General features: G+C 32.3%; 18 protein-coding genes and 1 riboswitch. All 18 genes read left to right on the forward strand.

Features of this window, described 5'->3' with window-relative positions; translation table 11 throughout:
• Positions 1–47: 47 nt before the first annotated feature.
• Positions 48–1,457, forward strand: coding sequence for a group II intron reverse transcriptase/maturase (gene ltrA, locus C1I91_RS05470; protein WP_205694244.1), 1,410 nt, complete (start codon positions 48–50; stop codon positions 1,455–1,457).
• A 399-nt stretch (positions 1,458–1,856) separates the two neighbouring features.
• Positions 1,857–2,618 (forward strand): prepilin peptidase, encoded by a 762-nt coding sequence (locus tag C1I91_RS05475; protein WP_238475926.1) that lies wholly within the window; start codon positions 1,857–1,859, stop codon positions 2,616–2,618.
• A gap of 468 nt (positions 2,619–3,086) precedes the next feature.
• Positions 3,087–4,778: a GspE/PulE family protein gene (locus C1I91_RS05480; protein WP_128211867.1), complete on the forward strand. Its 1,692-nt coding sequence runs from the start codon at positions 3,087–3,089 to the stop codon at positions 4,776–4,778.
• Positions 4,779–4,811: 33 nt separating this feature from the next.
• Positions 4,812–6,014: a type II secretion system F family protein gene (locus C1I91_RS05485; protein WP_128211869.1), complete on the forward strand. Its 1,203-nt coding sequence runs from the start codon at positions 4,812–4,814 to the stop codon at positions 6,012–6,014.
• 40 nt (positions 6,015–6,054) lie between these two features.
• A complete protein-coding gene (locus tag C1I91_RS05490) occupies positions 6,055–6,465 on the forward strand; it encodes a prepilin-type N-terminal cleavage/methylation domain-containing protein (RefSeq protein ID WP_128211871.1) in 411 nt (136 codons plus the stop codon).
• 223 nt (positions 6,466–6,688) lie between these two features.
• Entirely contained in the window at positions 6,689–7,834 is a 1,146-nt protein-coding gene (gene pilM / locus C1I91_RS05495; RefSeq protein WP_128211873.1) for a type IV pilus assembly protein PilM, read from the forward strand.
• Positions 7,835–7,848: 14 nt separating this feature from the next.
• Positions 7,849–8,412 (forward strand): PilN domain-containing protein, encoded by a 564-nt coding sequence (locus C1I91_RS05500; RefSeq protein WP_128211875.1) that lies wholly within the window; start codon positions 7,849–7,851, stop codon positions 8,410–8,412.
• Positions 8,409–9,671 carry a hypothetical protein gene (locus tag C1I91_RS05505; protein ID WP_128211877.1) on the forward strand — a complete coding sequence of 421 codons (1,263 nt, stop codon included), beginning with the start codon at positions 8,409–8,411 and terminating at the stop codon, positions 9,669–9,671. The genes C1I91_RS05500 and C1I91_RS05505 overlap by 4 nt, the downstream gene beginning before the upstream one ends.
• Before the next feature lie 11 nt (positions 9,672–9,682).
• The gene (locus C1I91_RS05510) at positions 9,683–10,498 is read left to right on the forward strand and encodes a type IV pilus modification PilV family protein (RefSeq protein ID WP_128211879.1); all 816 of its coding nucleotides are present in this window, start codon (positions 9,683–9,685) and stop codon (positions 10,496–10,498) included.
• Between the two features lie 11 nt (positions 10,499–10,509).
• The gene (locus tag C1I91_RS05515; RefSeq protein WP_128211881.1) at positions 10,510–12,777 is read left to right on the forward strand and encodes a hypothetical protein; all 2,268 of its coding nucleotides are present in this window, start codon (positions 10,510–10,512) and stop codon (positions 12,775–12,777) included.
• Between the two features lie 14 nt (positions 12,778–12,791).
• A complete protein-coding gene (locus tag C1I91_RS05520) occupies positions 12,792–13,331 on the forward strand; it encodes a prepilin-type N-terminal cleavage/methylation domain-containing protein (RefSeq protein WP_164880453.1) in 540 nt (179 codons plus the stop codon).
• A gap of 176 nt (positions 13,332–13,507) precedes the next feature.
• Positions 13,508–13,789 carry a DUF6444 domain-containing protein gene (locus C1I91_RS28705; RefSeq protein ID WP_238475927.1) on the forward strand — a complete coding sequence of 94 codons (282 nt, stop codon included), beginning with the start codon at positions 13,508–13,510 and terminating at the stop codon, positions 13,787–13,789.
• 43 nt (positions 13,790–13,832) lie between these two features.
• Positions 13,833–14,981, forward strand: coding sequence for an IS66 family transposase (gene tnpC, locus C1I91_RS05525; protein WP_238476024.1), 1,149 nt, complete (start codon positions 13,833–13,835; stop codon positions 14,979–14,981).
• Between the two features lie 128 nt (positions 14,982–15,109).
• A complete protein-coding gene (locus C1I91_RS05530) occupies positions 15,110–17,995 on the forward strand; it encodes a vWA domain-containing protein (RefSeq protein WP_128211885.1) in 2,886 nt (961 codons plus the stop codon).
• 197 nt (positions 17,996–18,192) lie between these two features.
• Complete coding sequence (locus C1I91_RS05535; protein ID WP_128211887.1) at positions 18,193–19,242, forward strand: IS30 family transposase; 1,050 nt, start codon at positions 18,193–18,195, stop codon at positions 19,240–19,242.
• Between the two features lie 336 nt (positions 19,243–19,578).
• Positions 19,579–19,676: riboswitch (purine riboswitch) on the forward strand.
• 150 nt (positions 19,677–19,826) lie between these two features.
• Positions 19,827–21,281 (forward strand): IMP dehydrogenase, encoded by a 1,455-nt coding sequence (guaB, locus tag C1I91_RS05540; RefSeq protein WP_128211889.1) that lies wholly within the window; start codon positions 19,827–19,829, stop codon positions 21,279–21,281.
• A 261-nt stretch (positions 21,282–21,542) separates the two neighbouring features.
• Positions 21,543–23,075: a glutamine-hydrolyzing GMP synthase gene (gene guaA / locus C1I91_RS05545; RefSeq protein WP_128211891.1), complete on the forward strand. Its 1,533-nt coding sequence runs from the start codon at positions 21,543–21,545 to the stop codon at positions 23,073–23,075.
• Positions 23,076–23,254: 179 nt separating this feature from the next.
• Positions 23,255–24,229, forward strand: coding sequence for a tyrosine-type recombinase/integrase (locus C1I91_RS05550; RefSeq protein WP_128211893.1), 975 nt, complete (start codon positions 23,255–23,257; stop codon positions 24,227–24,229).
• Positions 24,230–24,260: the final 31 nt, after the last annotated feature.

Consider the following 24,260-nt stretch of genomic DNA (forward strand, 5'->3'; position numbering starts at 1 on the left):
AATCGCGATAGCGGATGAAGGACTGAACTTTAAGGAGGTTTTCAAGTTTGAAAGTTTCGCAGAGTACTCAAAGATTGCAGAAAACTAAATACTTAGGCTCTAGTGCCCAAGATAGAGTGGAACTCGAAGATAAGCAAAGAGTGCATAGAGAATTCTCGGCAACTCCAAAGGAGAAAATCAGTGGATTTGAATATGGCTCACTAGAAAGGATATTATACAAGGATAATATGAACTTGGCTCTTAAAAGAGTAATATCTAATAAAGGTAGCCATGGCGTGGACGGAATGACAGTTTATGAACTTAAACAATTTCTGAAAACAAACTGGGTATCTATTAGAGAGAGTATTCTTAATGGTGAGTATAGACCAATGCCAGTTAGAAGAGTAGAAATACCAAAACCTAATGGTGGTACTAGACTCTTAGGTATACCTACAGTTTTGGATAGACTTATCCAACAAGCTATTGCTCAAGAATTAAATAGTATCTATGATAGAAGATTTTCTGAAAGTAGCTTTGGTTTCCGCCCTCAAAGAGGTGCTAAAGACGCAATTAAGAAAGCAGAGCAATATATCAATGATGGCTATAGGTGGGTTGTTGATATGGACTTAGAGAAATTCTTTGATAAGGTTAACCATGATATCTTAATGTATAAATTATCAAGAAGCATTAAGGATAAGAGAGTATTATCCCTAATAAGGAAATACCTTCAGTCAGGAATAATGATAAATGGTGTAGTGGTAAGAAATGAAGAAGGAACTCCACAAGGAGGACCGTTGAGTCCATTGTTATCTAACATAATGCTAGATGAACTAGATAAAGAGTTAGAAATGAGAGGTCATAAATTCTGTCGCTACGCGGACGACTGTAATATCTATGTTAAAAGTGAGAGAGCAGGTAAAAGAGTCATGGAGAACATAACTGCTTTTATTGAAGGCAAGCTCAAACTTAAAGTAAATAGACAGAAGAGTGCAGTAGATAGACCTTGGAGAAGAAAATTTCTAGGATTTACATTAAACCTAATGTATGGAAAAGCATATGCATCTATATCAAAGCAATCACTGAGTCGACATAAAGATAAAATCAAAGAGATACTATCTAGGTCAAAACCGATGACTTTGGAACAAAGAATAGAGAAGCTTAACTTAATTAATGTTGGGTGGATTAACTATTATGGAATAGCCAAATGCAAAGGAATAGTAGAACACATAGATATTTGGATAAGGCAAAGATTAAGAATGTGTATATGGAAACAGTGGAAGAAAGTTAGAACTAGATATAAAAACCTTAAGAAGCTGGGACTTGAACACTATCAAGCTATAAAGTTTGCCAATACCCGTAAAGGATACTGGCGAGTAGCAAATAGTGCGATTTTAAACACAACTCTTACAAATCAATTCTTCTCGGACATAGGATTGAAAAGCCTAGTGCGTCAATATATTAAAATTCAATCAACTTAAGGAACCGCCGTGTACCAGACCGGTACGCACGGTGGTGTGAGAGGACGCTGAATAAAATAATTATTCAGCTCCTACTCGATTTGCCTCTATATTGATGATTTATTTTGAAGAGAATTTATAAAATTGTACTTATTTCTACTGTGAGGATGAGCTTTAAATAATTTATCTTATAATATTTGAAATAATTTACAGCTTAATTGAATTGTTTGTAATAAAAAGGGAAAGTATTGTAATAAATAAAGGTTTTTTTATATAATTGTTGAATTAAAGATTTAATACATAGTATTAGAACGAAATTTTATACATCCTATCATAAGCTAGGGGTAGTGTTGAAAAAGAGTTTTAGAATTGAGGGTTACACCTCTAATAAATAGTAAGTGAAATTGTAGGAGTGAAGATATGGAACTAGAAATTATGATTTTTGCTTTTGTTTTTATTTTTGGTCTAGTTATAGGAAGTTTTCTAAATGTTTGTATCTATAGGATACCAAGAGGAGAATCTATAGCCTACCCGCCGTCTCATTGCACTGATTGTGATGCGGACATAAAAGCCTATGATTTGATTCCTGTTATAAGTTATATATTTTTAGGGGGCAAGTGTAGGCATTGTGGTAGTAAAATATCTATAAAATATCCGCTAACGGAACTTTTTACAGGTATAGTCTTTGTTTTAATTTATAATCAATATGGTATGTCGATGGATACATTGAAGTTTTTAATATTAGCTGTGTTTTTAATAGTAATAGGATTTATTGACTTTTATACTACTGATGTATATGCTGTGACTATCTATCCTTGTCTAGCCATAGGAATTGTATTTACTTTGATTGATAAGTTTTACCTACATAATGATATAAATTCATATCTTATTGGTTTGATTGTAGGCTTAGGTGTAATTGGCTTAATTGCTTTAATAACAGGCGCCATGGGCGGAGGAGATGTTGAGATCGCAGCTCTTTGTGGCATATACCTTGGCTGGTCGAATATGTTAGTCATGATTTTCTTCGCATTTATCATTGGTGCAATTATAAGCGTTATTCTTATAGCTTTAAAGAAGAAAAGCAGAAAAGATCATATTGCTTTTGGACCATTTTTAGCAATTGGCGCTATGATTGCAATCTTGTTTGGAAATCAGATAATCAAATTCTATCTAAATGTATAAATAGTATAACAAATACAATAAAGTTAACATTTTACTGAATATAATGTTTATTTGATGGTTATAATTGAAAATAAGATAATCCAATATATGTATATTGAGTTATCTTTGATATAAAATCAAAACAGAATACCTTAAATAGTAGATTTGTAGAGAATTATAAAAACTTTAGTGGTGAAAAATGTATTTTTATATTTTTTTATAGAATGAAAGAAAATATATACCAATAACCAATAAATTTCGACAGGAAAAATGATTTAGATTAAATTATATATTGATGTAAATGATAGTCAGACTTTGTAGAAATGCCGTATTTAATAATTTATTTAGTGAGTATAAAAAATAACATTAAAAATTAATGTTGGTTGCCAATTTGTGGCATAATTTTACCGTTGCTTTATTAAAACTTAATTTGTATACTTATATTATGTTAATTATAATTATTTGCCCTACGGGTTAGAAGGAGATGCTATGGAGGGAGTAGTTAAGAGAAGACTAGGTGACATGCTTGTGGAATCTGGTAAGATATCGATGCCTCAACTTCAGGAAGCTCTTAAAAAACAAAGGATAACTGGGAAAAAACTTGGTGAAATGCTTATTGAACTCAGCATGGTAACATCAGAAGACATCATGGAAGTTTTGGAGAAGCAGACTGGAATTAAAAGAGTTAATCTTAATATAACAAGTTTCGATAAAAGAGCACTTAAGGCTGTTCCAGAAAGTGTTTGTGATAAATATGAACTAATTCCTTTTGGATTCAATGAGAATAAGATATTGGTTGCCATGTGGGATCCACTTAATATATTCGCTATTGATGATGTAGCTATTTCTTCAGGTTTTGAGGTAGAAACGTATATAAGTACAAGAGAAGAGATTAAGAGACATATTGAGACAGAATATTCAAGTCAGAAGGTAAGCAAGGCAGCAGAAGAGCTTTCAAAGGGAAAATTGGAAGCAAAGACAATACATACTCAAGAAGAGGAACAATTTGACGACATTAAGAATGCGCCAGTTGTAAAAATGGTTGAGTATTTGTTTAAAAATGCTGTGGAAATGAGAGCATCAGATATACATATAGAACCTTTTGAAAATGAAATCAGAATAAGGTATAGAATAGATGGACAGTTACAAGTAACTAATTCCCTTGAACCTGAAAGTCAGGCAGCTCTTGTTACAAGAATTAAAATATTAGCTGGACTGAATATAGCTGAGAAGAGAATTCCTCAAGATGGAAGAATAATAACTAAGGTTGGCAACAAAGATGTTGATCTGAGAGTTTCTATACTTCCAGTGGTTGCAGGTGAAAAGGTAGTTATAAGAATACTTGATAGAGAAAGCTACCAGATAGGTAAAGAAAGACTTGGAATGAAAAGTGAGGACTTAAAGATCTTAGAAAGAATAGTAAAGTCTCCTCATGGAATAGTGCTAGTTACAGGACCTACAGGTAGTGGTAAGTCCACAACCTTATATACTGTATTAAATGAGTTAAATACTGGAGATGTTAACATAGTTACTGTTGAAGATCCAGTTGAATATACCTTGAAAGGTGTAAATCAAGTTAATGTTAATACAAAGGCTGGTTTAACCTTTGCTAGTGGTCTTAGATCAATATTAAGACAAGACCCTGATATAGTTATGATAGGTGAGATAAGAGATAGTGAAACAGCTGAAATAGCTATAAGAGCAGCTATCACTGGACATTTGGTGTTAAGTACTCTACACACCAACGATGCTCCTTCATCTATATTAAGACTTGTTGATATGGGAGTTCAACCATATCTAGTTTCAACTTCTATTGCTGGGATAGTAGCCCAAAGATTAGTTAAAAAGATATGCCCGAATTGTAGACAAGCACATGAAGCATCTTTGTATGAAAAGGCTATCTTAGGTGAAGACAATGAAAAAGATATTACTGTGTACAAAGGAACAGGCTGTGGTTACTGCAACAATACTGGCTATGCTGGTAGAGTTGGTGTGTATGAGATCATGGAGATAACCAGAGAACACAGAGATATGATGTTAGAAACTAGAGATTCTAATAAACTCAAGGACTTATCTATTAAAAATGGGATGAAGACTCTTAGTATGGCATGTAAGGAGCTTGTACTTGATGGTGTAACCACCATAGAAGAAATGGCTTCGATTGCTTTCTTAAAAGAGTAAAAGATTCTTTGAGAAAAGGAGTATTTAAGTAACATGCCTAGTTTTAAATATAAAGCAATGAATGAAAATGGTGAAAGGCTTCAAGGAACCTACACCGCAGACTCTAAAGATGAAGTCATGGAAATGATAAGTGCCAATAATTATTACCCTCTTCTTGTAGAAGAGATAAATCAGGGAACAACAATAAACCTGCAGATGTTTGATAGAGTTAAAATAAAAGACATCGCTGTGTTCTGCAGACAGTTTTATACCATGCTAGATGCTGGAGTATCTATAAATAATTCACTCAACATACTAGCAAGACAGCTACCAAACAAAAAGCTTCGTGAAACTCTTTCAAAGGTAGAGGACAACGTAAAAAAAGGTGAAACTCTATCTGAATCCATGAAGCTTCAAGGAAAAGTATTTCCAGACTTACTGATAAGTATGGTGGAAACTGGCGAGATGAGTGGTAATTTAGATAGTGTAATGCTAAGAATGTCTACTCACTTTGAAAAAGAAAATAAGATTAATAATAAGATTAAGGCTGCTATGGTTTATCCATCTGTGCTTGCAATAATGTCAGTATCTATAGTTATTGTTCTATTAACCTTTGTTATGCCTAACTTTATAGGTATGTTTAATGAAAACGGAGTTCAGCTGCCAGCAACAACTAGAATATTGCTAGCTATAAGTGGAGGGCTGACCAAACATGGAATACTAATTTTAATTATATTTGCTGTACTTGTTTTTGGAATTAGATATTACTTGAAAACTGAAGGTGGAGGACTTTTTGTAAGTAAGCTTAAGCTTACTGTCCCGATAATAAAGGGCCTTAACCAAAAGATAATTGTTTCTAGATTTACAAGAACATTATCTACTATGCTTTCCAGTGGAGTTAGTCTGGTACAGGCCCTTGAGACGGTTTCCGAGGTGGTTGGAAATAAAATAGCTGAGAGTAAACTCTTAGAGATAAGAGAAGAGCTTATAAAAGGTGAAGGTTTGTCAAAGCCTATAGAAAATAGTGGTATATTTCCACCAATGCTTGCTTCTATGATAAAGATAGGAGAAGAGTCTGGTTCGCTGGATGAAATATTAAATAAAACTGCTGACTTTTATGATGAAGAAGTTGAAACTACAATTCAAACGACAACTGCGTTAATAGAACCATTGCTTATATTACTAATGGGAGGAATTGTAGGCTTTATAGTAATCTCATTAATGTTACCAATGTTCACTATGTACCAGAATATGTAGTGACTTAGTATATAATAAAAATTTTAAGGAGGAAGGAATAATGTTAAATGCATTAACTTCAAGATTAAAAAAGAAAAAGAAAGGGTTTACTCTAATCGAACTAATTATAGTTATGGCTATAATAGTTATAATAGCTGCTATAGCAATACCAAGCTTTTCAACAATTAGAGAAAATTCAAAGGTGAAGGCTGATAATGCTAGTGCAGATACAATTAAAAAGACTGTAATAACACTAGTAACTGATGGTGGTGTAAATGCTGGAAACAGTTTCGATGTAGTTGCAACTACTGGTGGTGTTTCAATAGGATCAGCATCAATAAATGGTACATTAGACAGTGCTGGATTGCTTAGTTACTTCAAGCAAGTAGGAGCTATACAAGAGAAAGGTAAAACCAAGTACCATGTAGTAGTTGGTACTGATGAAAGCGTAACGGTTACTGCTACAAATTAGTAAATATATATAGATGAAAGTGTAAAGTTTTTATAACTTTACACTTTCATCTATAACTTTATTTTTCTTAGCTTATATATGCTTAAAATCTAAATTAAATGTAATTTTAGGTATATATAAACTAAAGTTAAATTGAAAGATGAAAACTAAGAGAGTGTAGATCAATAAAATAAATAATATTTTGCATGAAAAAACAAACATATAAAATCGGAGGTTCAAACATATGAATTTCAGCAAAGTTAAAGATTTGATGAACATAGACATAAGTGATATAAAAAATAAAATATCCAATAAACCTATAGAGACAAAAGCACCTAAGAAAAAAGAATTTAATAAAAGGGTGGTTTCTTTTGATTTTGGGAGCGATACTACTAAAATCGTAGTAGGAAGATATAATAAAGGGCATCTTGAGATTGAGAATCTAATAAGTGCTAAGACTCCAGTAGATGCAGTTGGAGATGGTAATATTCTTAATCAAGAAATGATGTCTGTTTTCTTAGAGCAGCTTTTAAATAATAATAAGATAAGTGTAAAAGATGCTGTTTGTACAAATAATTCTACAAGCATAATAAATAGAGAAGTTACCATACCAGCAGTCCAAGAAGATGAAATCAGTACTGTAGTTAAGTATGAAATACAACAATACCTACCAATAAATATGGATGATTACATAATTCAACAAACTATATTAGATAGATTTCAAGTGGAATCTAAGCTAAAGTTTAAAGCTTTAGTAATAACTTATCCTGATAAATTAGCTACAAAATATTATAAACTTCTAACAAATGCAAATCTAAAACCTTTTGCCTTAGATATATCTTATAATTCATTAAATAAGTTGGTAAACTACGGGGATAAAGTAAATGGAGAAGGTTATTCAAAAGAACAAACTTTAGCCTTTATAGACATGGGTGCAAGTACTCTTAATGTTAATATTTATAAAAACGGAAAATTAGAGTTTACAAGAATTATAAAGTCTGGTGGCTTCAATATAGATGCAGCTCTTAGTAGAAGGTTAGAAATGTCTCTGGAAACTGCTGAAATAGAAAAGAGGGCTAAGGCAGATTTGTCTATGTCAGAAAATAATGAAGCTAGTAAAGTTGCAGTAGACGTTGTAGATGAATGGCTTTCTGAATTAGAAAGAATTATTCAGTTCTATAGAAATAAGAAGGTTGGTAATAGTATAGATAAAATATTTTTATATGGTGGAAGCTCTAATCTTAAGGGGATGGAAAAGTATGTATTTGATAGATTTTCCATTCCAACTAATAAGGTTAGGACTATAGGAAACGTAGAACTTAATTTAAAACTGGCAAATGAAACTTTAGAACAGTACCTTAATGCAATAGGTGCTATAATAAGGTTATAAGGGGGAGTAAGAGGATGAATGATTTTAATTTTTTCGCCCCTTATCAAGGGAAGCAGAAACAAGTAGTAGGAAAGAAAATTTATATTTATACTATATCAGCAGTTATTATATTGTTTGTAGTTGGTACTTTTGTATGGAATAGTATTAATATATTCATTATCAATAGAGAAATAGACAAGTATCAAAGTGCAGTAAGTTCTCCAAAGGTACAGGAAAAAGTTAAGGAAGCTGAGACTTTGAATAATAAATTAGATATACTAAACAAATATGAGGATGGACTTGCAAAAATAGATAGTGGTATAAATTCAAGAGATACAATTTCATCATCTTTATTGAATAAGATAAATTCAACACTTCCTAGCGATATTAATTTTAAAAGTGTATCTGTTGATGGTAGTAGTCTAAGTATCCAAGGTATATCAAAAACAATGTCGGCTATAGGTGAGCTTCAACATAATATAAAAAATCTTGATATTATAGTAGATGCTCAAATAGGAAATATAAATCAAGATGATTCTAAGAGTGGAAGTTATAGCTTTGACCTAAAATGTACATTAAAGGATGTTGATGAGAAATGAAGATAAGTGAAAGAGAAAAATACTTGCTTGGTATACTTTTAGCAGTTTTGGTGGTTGTGGGTTACTACCAATTTGTTTATACAAAACAGGTAGAGAAAATTGATGGATTAAAGACGCAGAGAGCGGCTTCTCAATCGAAGTATAATGAGGTAATGGCTACGATAAATTCTCTTGATAGTAAGAAAGAACAAGTAAAGATATTAAACGCAAAAATTAGTGACAAATCAAAAAATTTATATCCTGAATTAATTCAAGAAAAATTAATACTGGAGATAGATGATTTGATAAAAGGATCAAACCTTAAAGCAAATGTGAATTTTTCAAACTTGCAAGTTCAGGGTGTGGAGTCTAATAAAAGTACTTATCAACCATTACCTAGCTCATCGCTTCAATCCTTAGCAGATCAATACAATAATAAAGCTTCTCAAAGTACAACTGTAACTAATAATCAGCAGTCAGGAAATAGTAATCAGGCAGCCCAGCAAAATAATAATGGGCAAACTAAAGATAGTAGTGGAGGAAATACTGCTCAGCAGATGAAGGTAACTTTAAGTTTTAAAGGAACCTATAGTAATCTTGCTACTTTTATTAAAAATGTGGAAGCAAGAAACAAGAGGATAGTGCTTTCAAATTTATCTATGACACAATCTAGTGATAAGAATATTTCAGGAAGTCTTACTATGGAGTTTTATGCTGTTCCTAAAATAGGGGATGAAGATAGTGACTACTCTAAATGGATTTTAAATAACAAATATGGTAAAGATTCACCTTTTGGAGGTCAGATTTCAACCTTATCAACAACTATTGAAGATTCGGCAAAACAAAAGGAAGAGAAAAATGATTTTTCTATGATTGCTAAACCTATAAATTCTGATTTACCGACACTTACTATAGGTAAAGATAGTGATCAAAGTAGGACAAGCTATTTGTATGCAGATAACTCTAATGTAGAAAAGCTTGAGGTAGTATTTACTAAAGATAAAGATGGAAACTATTATTACAAGTATAAGACTAGTAAAAATAGCTATCCTTTACAGTACAGTTCTAAAGGAATTGGATTTAAACCGACATCAGATGATATACGATTTAATATATTTTCAACACTAAGGCAAGGAACTAGTGATAAGGCAGGGGTAGATCTAAAAGTTATAAACAATACAGATAAGGTGGTTTCTATAATAGTAAATGGCGATGACGGAACAGATCCTCGAGTCAAGATAACAGGTGAGGGAACAGCTGTTAATGTCACTCAAAGGTAGTGTGATATATTATGAGATATAAGAAAAAAGGATTTTCTCTGATTGAGATAATAGTGAGTCTAGCTATTGTAGCTATCATTATGATTCCACTAAGCAATGTAATTCTTACATCGGTGAAGACCAATAAAGGTGGGGAAGATAAGCAACAAGCTGCATATGTGGCACAACAGGTTTTAGAAGGCTTGAGAAATTCATCTAGCTTAGAAAATAGTAGTGGTTTTATACAACAAACTATATCAGTAAATAGTTCCAATAAAACTTTTACAGGAACTAGTGATGGAGTTTATAATCCAATAAATATAGGAAACTTCGTTGTTAATCTGAATTTAAGCAGGGATACTTCAGTGAATTTATCTGACCCAAGTAATACCGTTAGTTATGATGGAGTGCTCACCATCGGTGGAGATAACACTTCTAAGAATTATTCATTTTCTGTGAATAATTCACAATGTAACTTTACGCTTAATGAGGATAGTCTATACATTGAGGTTAATGATGATAATACTATCTATTTCAAAAAGCGGGATGGTACAACAAGTACATTCACAACTATTGGCGAAACATTTTCCAAGATTAAAATTGCATTTGCTGATAATTATTCTGCTACAAACTTATTGAATATATATTTGAAGAACAATAGGAAGAATGAAATAAGTAGTTATATGGAAAGAGGCAGCAGTAATTCAGCTATAACACCTAATGGTGGAGTTGTAACGGTGTATAATATTTCTACTAATAAAAATAAAACTCAAAGCTATAACGTTAATATAACTATAAACAAAAATGGTAACTCAATATATAACCTTAAGTCTAGCGTAGTAAAATAGGAGGTGAAATTGTGAGAAGGAAAAAAGGTAGTACCTTGGTTACAGTAGTGGTTTTGTTTGCTGTAGTTTTTACAGTTGGAACAGCTGTTTTATCTATGACAGTAGTTGACTATAAATCTAGAATTACAGAAAGTAAAAGGATAGAGCATTTGTATGGAGCTGATTCAGGAATTGATACAGCTTATAATATCGCAGGTAGCGTAATAAAGCTTGCTATAACACAGGGAAATAGTGCTGCAGAAAGTCACTTTGATTCTGGGACAAATAGTATAAATAGTATATTGGATAGTGAGATTTCCAAAATGCGAAATAATCAGACTTGTGCATATCCTAGGACAGGAGCTCCAACTAAAAGTAGATTGATCAATGATGATTATACCGCAAATGATGATGGGATAAAAAGTTTGCTTAATGATTACTTTAAGCCAGTTTACAAAAGCTTTATAGAGCAATATTTGCTTAACTGTATTAGAGAAAAGAAGACAATAGCTAACCTTAATGCAGTTAATGATACTGATAAATACTCCTTTGTTCATTTTAATACAGATATAGAGCCTAGATTTGATGAAAGTGATTTTTATGGTGTGGACAGTTCTAACCAAAGGGTTGCAATAGGGGGAAGTCCAGTTAGGTATAAATTGAATTTAGTTTCAGTTTATCAAGATAATAATGGTAATGAAGCGAGAAAGGTAAGTGCTGTTTATTATATAGATATACCTAACTATTCAGGTACTTATGGTAAGAAATCTGTTACGTTGCCTATGAATGGAGTCATAAAGAAGGCAATAGCTGCAGATGGAGATTTAATAATAGATTCTGTAAATACAGCCAATGTAAGTGGTGATGTATTTATAAAAGGGAGTGATAATACTGGAAGTGGGTCCATAGCATATACCAAATATAGCGGTGGTATAGCTGTAAATAACAGTGTAAATGTAAATTTTTACAATGGAAAAGTGGTAACATCTAGGACTTTTAGACTATTAAATAACGCTAATAATGTTAATGTAACTGACGATAATTTATATGCAAGTAATATTTATGTAGGAAAAGATGAGAATGGAAGTGCTTATGATTCGCATTTAAATGTAACCAAAGCTGCTATAATTGATAATGATCTAGCAATGAATGCGACAAGTAGCTATGCTCATCTTAACGGTGGTCTTTATGCAATAAGTGATATAAGGAGAACGGATTATGCAAAGGCTGGAGCTAAGGAGAAATCTTCAAGCAGTATTATAATGAATTCAACTGATGATAGTTCCGAGATAATTGTTAATGGGAAAGCTTACATTATGGGAACAGCATATATAAATACTAGTGAAGCTTATCAAACTGGTGAATCAGTAGCAGTAAAAGGTAATTATAATGCATACGCAACTATGATACCACAGGATGGAGCTGATTATCTTTTTAAATATTATAATCCGCTCACTCTTATTGATAAGAAAGATATAACTGTGTTTGATAAGGCCGCTCACTTCTACAATTATGCAACAAATAGTAAATACAATGGATCTCTTAATATAACTAAGAAAATTTCACTACCAACTAATAATAACAGCACTATAAGTGTTGGGGCTTTCATAAGCAATGGCATTGTTTATAAATCCAATTACACTGATGATAGCAGTTTTCAAAGTGATTTGTTAAGTAAACAATATGAATTTGCTCAGCAAGTTTATGAGATGGGAAATGTGCCCACTACTGATACTGTAACATTAAGTAAAGATTATAATAATGGTGCAGTTGTTAAGAATGTATCAAATCAAATAAATCTACCTCAAAATAATAGTAACGTAGATTATACAGATATAAGTAATGACAGCTCTAATAATTGTATAATAATCAATACCAATCCTAATAAAAGGATATTTATAAAAGGTAAAAACTATTCCTTTAAGGAAACTCCGGTTACTACTGGAAGTAATCCTGATATAGTAATAGATAGACAAAATAATCAGAATATGAGCTCAGTTATTATTTCAGCCGGAGATGTGTATTTAAGCGGGAATATTAGTTACACAGGTACTATAATTACTAAAGGAAATGTAAAAATACAAGGCAGAGCATCTGGTGAAAATATTAGCATTACTCAAAATAGTGATATTGTAAATAAAATTTGTACTAAGTATTATAGTAAGTTAAAAAGCATTTTAAATATTAGTGATGTAAATAGCCAGATTGCAAGTAACACTCTGGTAGTATCTGATTCAGTTCAAAATGCAGTTAATCTCAATGATATTATCCACAAAGGATTATGGAAAATTGAAAGGTAGTAGAGGTGTTTGATTTGCATATTAAGAAAAAGGCATTTACAGTTATTGAACTTCTAATAACGTTAGCTTTGATTGCAATAGTAAGCTCTATAATATATTCGTTTTATTTATCAAGCAGTAAAACTATGGACGAAACTAATACTAGATCTGCGCTTCAACAGGATGGGCAAATTGTGCAAAATTCATTATTAACTTATGGCAATCAGGCAAGTTCTATAGCTATGATTAATAATATAGCACCTACAAGCAGTGGAAATTCTATACAAGTTAATAGTCTAAAATTGGTTTTATACGCAAATGCCAATCAAACAGTTGAATACGACTATGATAATACTTCAAAAAGATTAAGTGAAATTACATCTAATTTAAATGGCACTGGAAGTACTACAAAAACTTTATCTAGTAATGTCCAAAGTATACAAATTTCTCCTATAGGTCAGTATTATAATAATGCTGATGGAATTGCAGTAAGTATAACCTTAAGCAATAAGGGGATAAGCTATAGCACTTCCTGCAAATTAATCTTTAGGAACAAGGGCGTTACTAATCCTTGATATAAGCTAGAGAATATGTAAACTCTTGCTTTAAAAATATCATAAGTAACTATTCAGCTATTCAAATAATTTAGTATAGGCTATAAAATTAATTTTCATAAACCCCTTTCTATTATTGTTAGTTTTTGATATTATATAGCCTGTCTTAAAAAACTAATGATAAGGTGGTGACTTCCGTGAGTGAAGGCAAAATAATTGAAATCTATAATCAAGGATTAACACAAGTCATGAGTGTTATTAGAGAACTTACTAATGAAATCAAGAGTTTAAATTCTCAAGTAGAAACACTATCGAAGGATAATAAAGCCCTTTCAAATCGTGTTAAATCACTAGAAAGCCAAGTTAATAAAAATAGTAATAACAGTAGTAAACCACCATCATCAGACGGTTTTAAAAAGAAAACTAAAAGTTTAAGAGTGAAGACAGATAAAAATCCCCGGTGGTCAAGAAGGTCATGAGGGAAAGACTCTTGAACTCAATGATAATCCTGACGAAATAATCATACACACAGTAGATAAGTGTGATATCTGCGGAACATCTTTACAGGATGTAAAATCGGAGAGAAATATTATCCGCCAAGTAGTTGATATACCAGAGATAGAAGTTAAAGTTGTTGAACATAGAGCAGAAATTAAAAAGTGTCCAAAATGTAGAAGAAAAAATACCGGTAAATTCCCAGAGGGAATAACCAATACAGTACAATATGGAGAAAAGATAAAGGCTGTATCTGTTTATTTAACTCAGTATCAATTGATTCCGTATAAACGTGGTGCAGAGTTAATTTCAGATTTATTTGATATAAATTTAAGTCAAGGATCAATGGTTAATTTTAATGAATCTTGTCATGAAAACTTGAAACCTATTGAGAAAAATATAAAAGCATCATTAATTAATTCTCAAGGTGCTGTACATTTTGATGAAACAGGTTTGGCTATAGATAAAAAGCGTCAATGGTTACATGTTGCTTCAAACGAGAGATATACATATTATGAAGCACATGAAAAGCGTGGAAAAGAAGCTGTTGACTCTATAGGTATTTTACCTAATTTCATCGGAACAGCAGTCCATGACTGCTGGAAAACATATCTTCAATACACAGATTGTGATCACTCTCTGTGTAACGCCCATATTCTCAGAGAACTAAATGGTATCTCTGATCTAGAAAAACAATCATGGGCTGAACCAATGAAAAATCTACTAATTGAGATAAAGAAAGAAGTAGATTTAAATTGGAATATTGCTAATGCTTTAACCTTAGATAAAATAGAAGCTTTCGAAAAAAGATATACTCAAATCTTAGAAGATGGTTTCAAAGAAGATTATATTGCCAATAGTGAGTCTTATGCTAAAAAGAAAGCAAAGAAAAGTGCTAGCCTTAATTTATTAAATAGATTAAGTACTTATAGAGAACAGATACTTGCTTTCATGCATGACTTTGATATACCTTTTGATAATAATCTAGCAGAACGAGATCTGCGAATGGCTAAGGTTAAACAAAAAATCTCTGGAACCTTTAGAAGTGTTAGTGGCGCTAAAGCATTTACTCGTATTCGTGGATATGTATCCACGGTGCGAAAGCAAGGCATGAATGCACTTAAGTGTATAAACTCTACATTTACAGAAAATCCAGTTGATCCGACCTTGGCTTAGATAAGATTATTTAAGGGGTATTAAGGACTTTGATACCCCTATTTGTCATATCTAAAATTTTATCAAAAATAAAATTATATGCTATAGCTGAATAGTTACTATCATAAACCATAGTAGGTGGTGATGAAATGAATTTAATTAAGAAAAGAAGAAGATTTTTTACTTATATTATAGCTTTTATATTTGTGTTGTCTTTGATACCAATACTAAATTATACAAAAGCTTTAGGGGACGTAACTCAGCCTAAAAAACCAGTTTTAATAATATCAGATCCTGTGATAACTAAGAGTCAAGGTAAGGTTTATGAAGATGTTACTGTTACCTATCACGTTCAGCCACAACCTTTGGCAATTGGGGATATAAATGTTATTAGCAATAAAGAGATTGTATTAGTATTGGATACATCGGGAAGTATGAAGAGTACTATGGGAAGTAGTACAAGAATGGCTGCACTAAAGACTGCGGCAACAAACTTTGTTAATAAGTTTTCTAATACAGCAAATACTAAGATAGCCATTGCAACATACTCAACCTACGCTAATTATGATGGTAATAGCACTAGCTTGCTGTCTCCGTCAATAGCCTCAGAAAAAGACCAATTGAATTTTAAAATAAATAGTCTCATGGCTTCTGGTGGAACAAATACTGGTGATGGTATAAGATCGGCACTAAATATACTAAGCGGCACAAGGTCTACAAATACAAGAAAATACGTAATATTGATGTCTGATGGGGAACCTACTTTATATAACTTTAATAGTAATTGGAATATAACTTCAGATGTTCAAACATGGACAGCTTATAATTACTACTATCAATATAGACAGACAGCATATGGGTATTATACTAGTTTAACAGATTCAGATTCTAACGTTATAGGAGGAAATGGATCAGATGATAATGGATATTATAATACTTCTGAAAAAGGCAGAGGACTTGGATATGCAAAAGTTATGGCTAAGCAAATAGCAAGCTCCAACTATTCTAGCTATGAGATAGCTTATAGTGATGGAAGTTCTGCTGATAAGATGCAACAGATAGCAACCGAAGCGGGGGGGCTGTGTTTTAGCGCAAATAGCGCGACTGCTATAGATGATGTTTATGGCAGGATTGCAGATAATATAAGAGCAGATTATAGCGTTGAAAATGTAAAGTTTAACTTTACGCTTCCTTCTAATATCGTTTATACAGGGTCAACAGTAGATGTCGCTATAAATGGAAGCACTTATAGTAAGCAATATAATAATATATCCTATACCTTTAATGCAGCAAATAATAGATACGAAGCACAAGGATTTGATGTGATTTTTAACTTTAAAGCTAATAAAAGTGGAAGTTATACATTAGGTCAGAATTGGAATATAACTTATACTGCTACTGATGGTAGTACAGCAACTCAGGCCTTGCCTACGGTTCAATACACCGCTAGTAAAATGAGCATAGGTTTTAATCTGCAGAGAAGTTTACCTGGGTATTCAGATCATGTTAATACTAATAAATTACAAGAGGTTGATTACGCTATAACTCCACAGGCAATTCTAATGAACTATATCAGGAAGCCAAAGGAAATAGTTTTGGTTGTTGACTCTCAGTATAGTAAAAAGGATTATATAAACTCATTTATAGACCAGTTTTCCAGAGCCACTGATGTTAAAATTGCTTTGGTTACCTATGGACAGGGGGCTTCCATAAGTAATTTTGGAACTACAACTCCGATTTACTTTCAAAGTGCTACAAGCAGTAGTTCCATAAAGAATGCTGTAAGTAGAATTACTAGTCAAAATGGATCTAATTTAGGTGATGGACTAAGAAAAGCGATGTTTGTATTAAATGATGGGAATGATGTAAGTAGAAGCATAATAGTATTTGGAGAAAATAATCCTAATTATTATACTTATACTAGTAGTGCTGACGGTTCCCAGGCTTATTACGAAGCTTTAGATAACAATAGTCCTAATTCCAGTGATGACGGAACAAATCCATTAACTTATGGTAATGATGCTAACAAAGCTTCACAATATGCTATAGAAATGGCTAATGTTATAAAGAGTGATAAAAACTTGAATATAGCGACTATTTGTGCAGGTGATGATACAAATGATGATGTAATTAAATCAGTAGCTTCAACCAATGGAACTGATTTTAATAAGTTAGTTCAAAGTCAAGATGTACTTTATTTATATAATGTTGTGAATAGTGATTTGATTTTAAATGGAAGTGTGGATGAGACACTTCCTACTGGAATACAATATGAAGATGGTACCACAACATCTAACAAATCAATTAAACTTTTTTATACCTATAATAGCTCATCAGCTAGTTATATTGGAATGCCTAAAACAACAACAAGTTATATTAAAGCAACTCAGTTGGGTAACTTTGATTTAAATAACTGTGTGTTAAATTATAGTGATTTAGAGGGGATACCTATGAGCACAAACTTCGCCTCTATACCATTGAAGGTTTTAAATGATTATGCAATAGAGCAAGGTATATTTATGCCTAACAAAATAGATACGGCTAGTTCAGGTATTATAGGAGAGAGTTATATATTAAATAGTATTAGTAACTATGGGACTACTAGTGGAGCAATAACAAGTGCTGGAGCTCTTATAAAAACAAGTGGACAGCAAACTAATGTTGAGCTTAATATAAATAGTACCAAAACATCCAATTTTTACTTAGATTCTCACTATGGTGTAAATGTGGATTTATACAAGGTTGGTAGTGATAATAAATTGGTACTAATAAGTAGTAGTAATGTAGCTACAAGCGTAGAAACCTCAGGTACTTCTGATTATGATAAATCTATGAAAAATATAAGCATTACAGTACCGATAGCTGCTAGTTCTACTTTGGCTGATAGTTACTATATTATTAATTATACCTACAAGAATGGGTACAATGGTACTGTGCCTAGCACTGGAGTAACCATTTATGATAATTGTAAAATAGGAACTAGTGTATCTCAAGACTTTCAATATAATATAGTTGAAGCACCTGATTTATTTTAAGATACAGAGAATAGAGATAAAAAAACACTCATTAAAATATTAGAATATTTTATGAGTGTTTTTTTTCTTTTGTTAAAATAATAATTTATTTTAAGACCTGTTGTAAAATGAAATTGAACTAATAAAAAAATCCATAGTGGATTATTCTGTGTTATGATTTAATTGCCAAACCAAAACATACACGGAGGATAATCACTATGGACTATCAAAATAATAACACAGAATCACGTAAAAATAAACATTTGAATTTTAAAGAGCGTATGATTATCCAGCTTCGTATAAAAGATGGCCATTCAGCTTATAGGATAGCAAAGGAACTAGGTAGACCAATCAACACTGTTTTAAATGAAATTCGTCGTGGAACTACCATTCAAATTAAGCAAGGAAAGCACATTGAAATATACCTTGCCGATACTGGCGAAGCAGTATATAAAAAGAATCGCATAAACTGCTGCAGTACTTTTAAACGCTTAAAATGCAGTGAATTTATCAAGTATACTGTGGATAAAATTAAAAATGCTTCATGGTCACCAGATGCTTGTGTTGGTAGAGCTATCGCTAACGGTAGTTTTGAGCGATCTCAAATGGTCTGCACAAAAACATTGTATAACTATATAGATCTTGGCTTATTAGATGTAAAAAATACTGATTTACCAATAAAGCTACGTAGAAATACAAAGCCTGCTAGGGTTAAAAAGCACAAGAAGAAACTTGGTTCTAGCATATCAGATCGCCCAGTAGAGATAAACACTCGTAATGAGTTTGGTCATTGGGAAATAGATACTGTTATTGGCGAAAAATCCAATAATGATAACGCACTTCTTACAATAGTTGAACGTAAAACTAGATATGCTATGGTTGTAAACATTGCAGCTAAAACCGCTGAAGCTGTTACTGATGCTCTAAATAGAGTACGCAGTTTATTTGGCGACCAGTTTAGCCAAGTTTTTAAAACTATAACTGGTGATAATGGTTCAGAATTTGCTAACTTATCCACACTTGAAAATGAAACTGATACAAAGGTATATTTTACTCATCCATACTCATCTTTTGAAAAAGGTACTAATGAGCGTCATAATGGTCTGATACGTCGTTTTATCCCGAAGGGTAACCGTATTTCAAACTATACTTCTGATGAAATTGCTTTCATAGAAGAATGGATGAATACTCTTCCTAGGAGAATACTTAACTACAAAACTCCTGAGGAACTGTTTGAATCACACCTGGATCAAATTTATAAACTCTAAGTAAATGCAAGTGTTTGTATCATAAATAGAAATTAGTTCAATTTGTTATTGCAATTAGTCTAATTTATTTTAATAATTAATGATACAAGTAAATTTTAATAGGAGATAAAGAATTAAACTTATATATAGTGCATCTAATATTAGGAAGATATTCATATTGTTAGAATACATTATTTATTTAATAAGCGATAAACTAAATTTATGTATGAAGTGAAGGGATAAACATCTATCTGATAGAAGTTATGAATAAAATAAATCATATTTTTATCATCAAAACAAAAATTTCAATAATAATTGACAAGCCTCGCTGCATATTCTATAATTAAATAAAATTTAAATAAGATAAAGCTATTTACTCGTATATCCCTTGGATAAGGCAAGGAGTCTCTACCGGAAACCGTAAATTCCCGACTATGAGTGAAATTGGTATACTATAATCTTTTATAGCGTATTGACTTCACTTGGAGTTGATATGCTTTTTTTGTTTTAAATTATAGGATTTGTTAATTATAGTACATAAATGCAATTTGACTTGCAAGAAATATTAAAAATGAAATTTATTATTTAAATTAGGAGGATCAGGAATGGCTACAATATGGAAAACTGGATATACCTTTGATGACGTACTTCTTGTACCACACAAATCAGAAATATTACCTAATCAAGTGGAGACTAAAACTCAACTTACTAAGAAGATAAAACTTAATATACCGCTTTTAAGTGCAGGTATGGATACTGTTACTGAAGCAAAGATGGCTATTGCTATAGCAAGAGAAGGCGGAATAGGTATAATTCATAAAAACATGTCCATAGAGGAACAAGCAAAAGAGGTTGATAGAGTAAAGAGACAGGAAAATGGAGTTATAACAGATCCTATATTCCTATCAAGAAACCACACCATAAGAGAAGCAAATGAACTTATGGCTCAATACAGAATCTCTGGAGTGCCTATAACTGAAGATGGAAAGCTAATTGGAATAATAACTAATAGAGATATATTATTTGAAACAAACTTTGATAGACCAATAGATGAGCTTATGACTAAAGAAAATCTTATAACTGCAGCAGAAAATACTACAATAGATGAGGCTAAGGAAATACTTAAGAAACACAAGATTGAAAAGCTTCCTCTAGTAGACAGTGAAGGATTCTTAAAAGGTCTTATAACAATAAAGGATATTGAAAAAGCAAGAGTATTCCCAAATGCGGCTAAGGACGAAAAAGGAAGACTTTTATGTGGAGCAGCTGTAGGGGTTACTGGAGATATGGTAGAAAGAGTTGATGCATTAGTTAAGGCTCAAGTTGACGTAATAACTATAGATACAGCTCATGGACATTCTAAGGGAGTTTTAGATGCTGTTAGAACAATAAAGAACTTATATCCAGAGTTACAAGTTATAGCTGGTAACGTAGCTACTGCAGAAGCAACAAGAGATCTTATAGAAGCTGGTGCAGACTGTGTTAAGGTAGGCATAGGACCTGGATCAATCTGTACTACAAGAGTTGTATCCGGTGTTGGAGTACCACAGCTTACTGCTGTTATGGATTGTGCTGAAGAAGGAAGAAAGTACGGAGTTCCAGTTATAGCTGATGGAGGAATAAAGTATTCTGGAGATGTAGTTAAGGCTTTAGCTGCTGGTGCAACTACTGTAATGATGGGGTCATTACTTGCTGGATGTGAGGAAGCTCCAGGGGAAATGGAAATATATCAAGGAAGAAACTACAAGGTTTATAGAGGTATGGGATCACTTTCAGCCATGGCTGCAGGAAGCAAGGATAGATACTTCCAAGAAGGAAGCAAGAAACTTGTACCAGAAGGTGTTGAAGGAAGAGTTGCTTACAAAGGATATTTATCAGAAACAATATATCAATTAGTTGGTGGCATTAAATCAGGTATGGGTTACCTTGGTGCAAAGACACTAGAAGATCTTTTTGAAAATGCTAGATTTGTAGTTCAAACTTCAGCTGGTCTTAGAGAAAGTCACCCACATGATATTAACATAACTAAAGAAGCTCCAAATTACAGTGTAAATCAATAATTAAATAACTTGATATATACCTAAGGTTCGAATATAATTGTTAGTGGATATACGAAAGTATTTGAAATAATTATATTAATAGTTCGGAATGGTACGTATAAAGTATGTATAAAAAAAAGATGCCTGGTGCTGAAGTGAAGCTATAATATAACTATTTTAATATTATTGTTTCATACCATACCTGGTATCTATGACTTATTTAACTGTTATTAAAATTTTTAATATAGAGATCTAATTTCATACCTAAAATGGAGGAAACCAATGAATAGAGAAATTGTTTTGGTAGTGGATTTTGGTGGACAATATAATCAGCTTATCGCAAGAAGAGTAAGAGAATGCGGAGTTTATTGTGAAATAATACCTTACACTTATAGTTTAGAAAAGATAAGAGAAAAGAACCCTAGCGCCTTAATATTTACTGGAGGTCCTAATAGTGTTTATGGAGAAGACTCTCCATCCATTGATAGAGAAATCTTTAATATAGGAGTACCTGTATTAGGAATATGCTACGGTGACCAATTAATGGCACATAAGCTAGAAGGAAAAGTTGCAACAGCTCCAGTTAGAGAATATGGAAAAACTAATGTGAATTTAGATAATCAATCAAGATTATTTAAGGGAATAGATGGTAGTGAGACTTGTTGGATGAGTCATACAGACTATATTGCCGAAGCTCCTAAGGGCTTTAAGATAGTTGGTCATACAGATGTTTGTCCTATAGCAGCAATGGAAAATGAAGATAAGAAGCTTTACGGTGTTCAGTTCCATCCAGAAGTTGAGCATACTCCATTTGGTAAGAAAATGTTTGAGAACTTCTTATATGACATATGTGGACTTTCTAAGTCTTGGTCTATGGCTTCTTTTGCAGAAGAGAAGATACAAGAAATAAAAGAAATAGTTGGCGACAAGAAGCTTATCTGTGCACTTTCTGGTGGTGTTGATTCATCTGTTGCAGCGGTTTTAGTTCATAAAGCTGTTGGTAAGCAATTAACTTGTATATTTGTTGACCACGGTCTACTTAGAAAAGATGAAGGGGATCAAGTAGAAAAGATCTTCAGTGAGCAATTTGATATGAACCTTATAAGAGTAAATGCTCAAGAAAGATTCTTATCAAAACTTGCAGGTCAAGCTGACCCTGAAACAAAGAGAAAGATAATCGGAGAAGAATTCATAAGAGTATTTGAAGAAGAAGCTAACAAGATAGGTGAAGCTAAATTCTTAGTTCAAGGAACTATATATCCAGATGTAGTTGAAAGTGGAACAGGAACTTCTGCAGTTATAAAGAGTCACCATAACGTAGGTGGACTTCCAGAAGATATAGATTTTGAGCTTATAGAACCATTAAGAGAATTATTTAAGGATGAAGTTAGAGCTGTAGGTGAAGAGCTAGGTATACCTCATAACTTAGTATGGAGACAGCCTTTCCCAGGACCAGGTCTTGCAATAAGAGTACTAGGTGAAGTTACTGAAGAAAAGCTTCATATAGTAAGAGAAGCAGACGCTATATACAGAGAAGAAATAGCTCTTGCTGGCCTTGAAGGCAAGATATGGCAATACTTTGCTGTATTACCTGACATAAGAAGCGTAGGAGTTATGGGAGATGAAAGAACTTACTGCCATACTATAGCTTTAAGAGCAGTAACCTCATCAGACGGAATGACTTCAAACTGGGCTCATATACCATACGAAGTACTAGATAAGGTATCTAGAAGAATAGTCAATGAAGTTCAAGGAGTAAACAGAATTGTTTATGACGTAACTTCAAAACCACCAGCAACTATTGAGTGGGAATAGACTGTTCTAAGCAGTGAAATCAGTTGAAACCTTTGAAATACAAGGAAATATCAATGAAATAACTGTGAAATATAAGTGAATATTAGTTATATAAAAAGTCTTTATGACATGTTTAATTACATGATATGTCATAAGGGCTTTTTTCTTTTATTTCATTATTTTTAGGAGGTAATCAAGAAATGCAAAAAGGAGATTTCAGAGGGACAAGGTTATTTAAACAAAAAGGCAAGGAATCAGTATTATATGAAACATTATTTGAACAATTTTATAAGTCAGCAGAAATTAAAGGAAGGGCAGTAGACACTTTAAGAACATATAGACACCACAATAAATATTTTCTAGAATTCCTTTGCTATAAAACAGGAAAGAACAATCCAACCTGTGAAATTATAGATTTTGAACTTATGGAGGATTATATAAGCTATTTACAACAGATTAAAGAGATAAAAAACAATATCACAATTAACTCTTATATGCAAAATGTAAGTCCTGTAATTAAATATGGATTCAAAAAGGGATATATTTATAAAGATTTTCAGTTTCCTTATTTAAAGGTACAAGAAACTTTTAAAGAAATATATACTCCTGAAGAAATAGAAGTGTTATTGGAAAAGCCAAAGAAAAGTAATTTTGTTGAAATTAGAGATTGGGCAATAATTTGGACATTAGCATCTACAGCTATAAGAGCAACAGAATTAAGAAATTTAATTGTACAGTCTGTTGATCTAATTAATAGAAGTATTGCTGTTAATAGAACAAAAAGTAAAAAGCCTAGATATGTACCAATTTCAACTTCACTTTGTGAGGTGTTAGAAGAATACTTGGAAGTTAGGGAGGGGGAGGGGGAAGGATACCTATTCCCAACAGTTTTTAATACTCAAATGGAAAGGTCAACTTTACAGAAACAAATTAAAAGATATTGCAATGAAAGGGGGATTGAAAAGTGTTCATTACACTTATTTAGACACACATTTATAACAAATTCAGTAAATGCAAATGTTAGTCCTTTGATTCTTAAAAGGGTAACAGGACATTCAACACTGCATGAATTAAATAAATACTATAATGCAAGACTTACTGATGTTGTTGCAATAATAGATGATGTTGCACCCAAAATTAATAAGAAACAACAATATTTTAAGAATAAAAAATAAAGGGAAAGGTGCTACCAACACCAATCCCAGC

The sequence above is a fragment of the Clostridium manihotivorum genome, from assembly GCF_004015185.1.
Lineage (GTDB): Bacteria > Bacillota > Clostridia > Clostridiales > Clostridiaceae > Clostridium_AR > Clostridium_AR manihotivorum.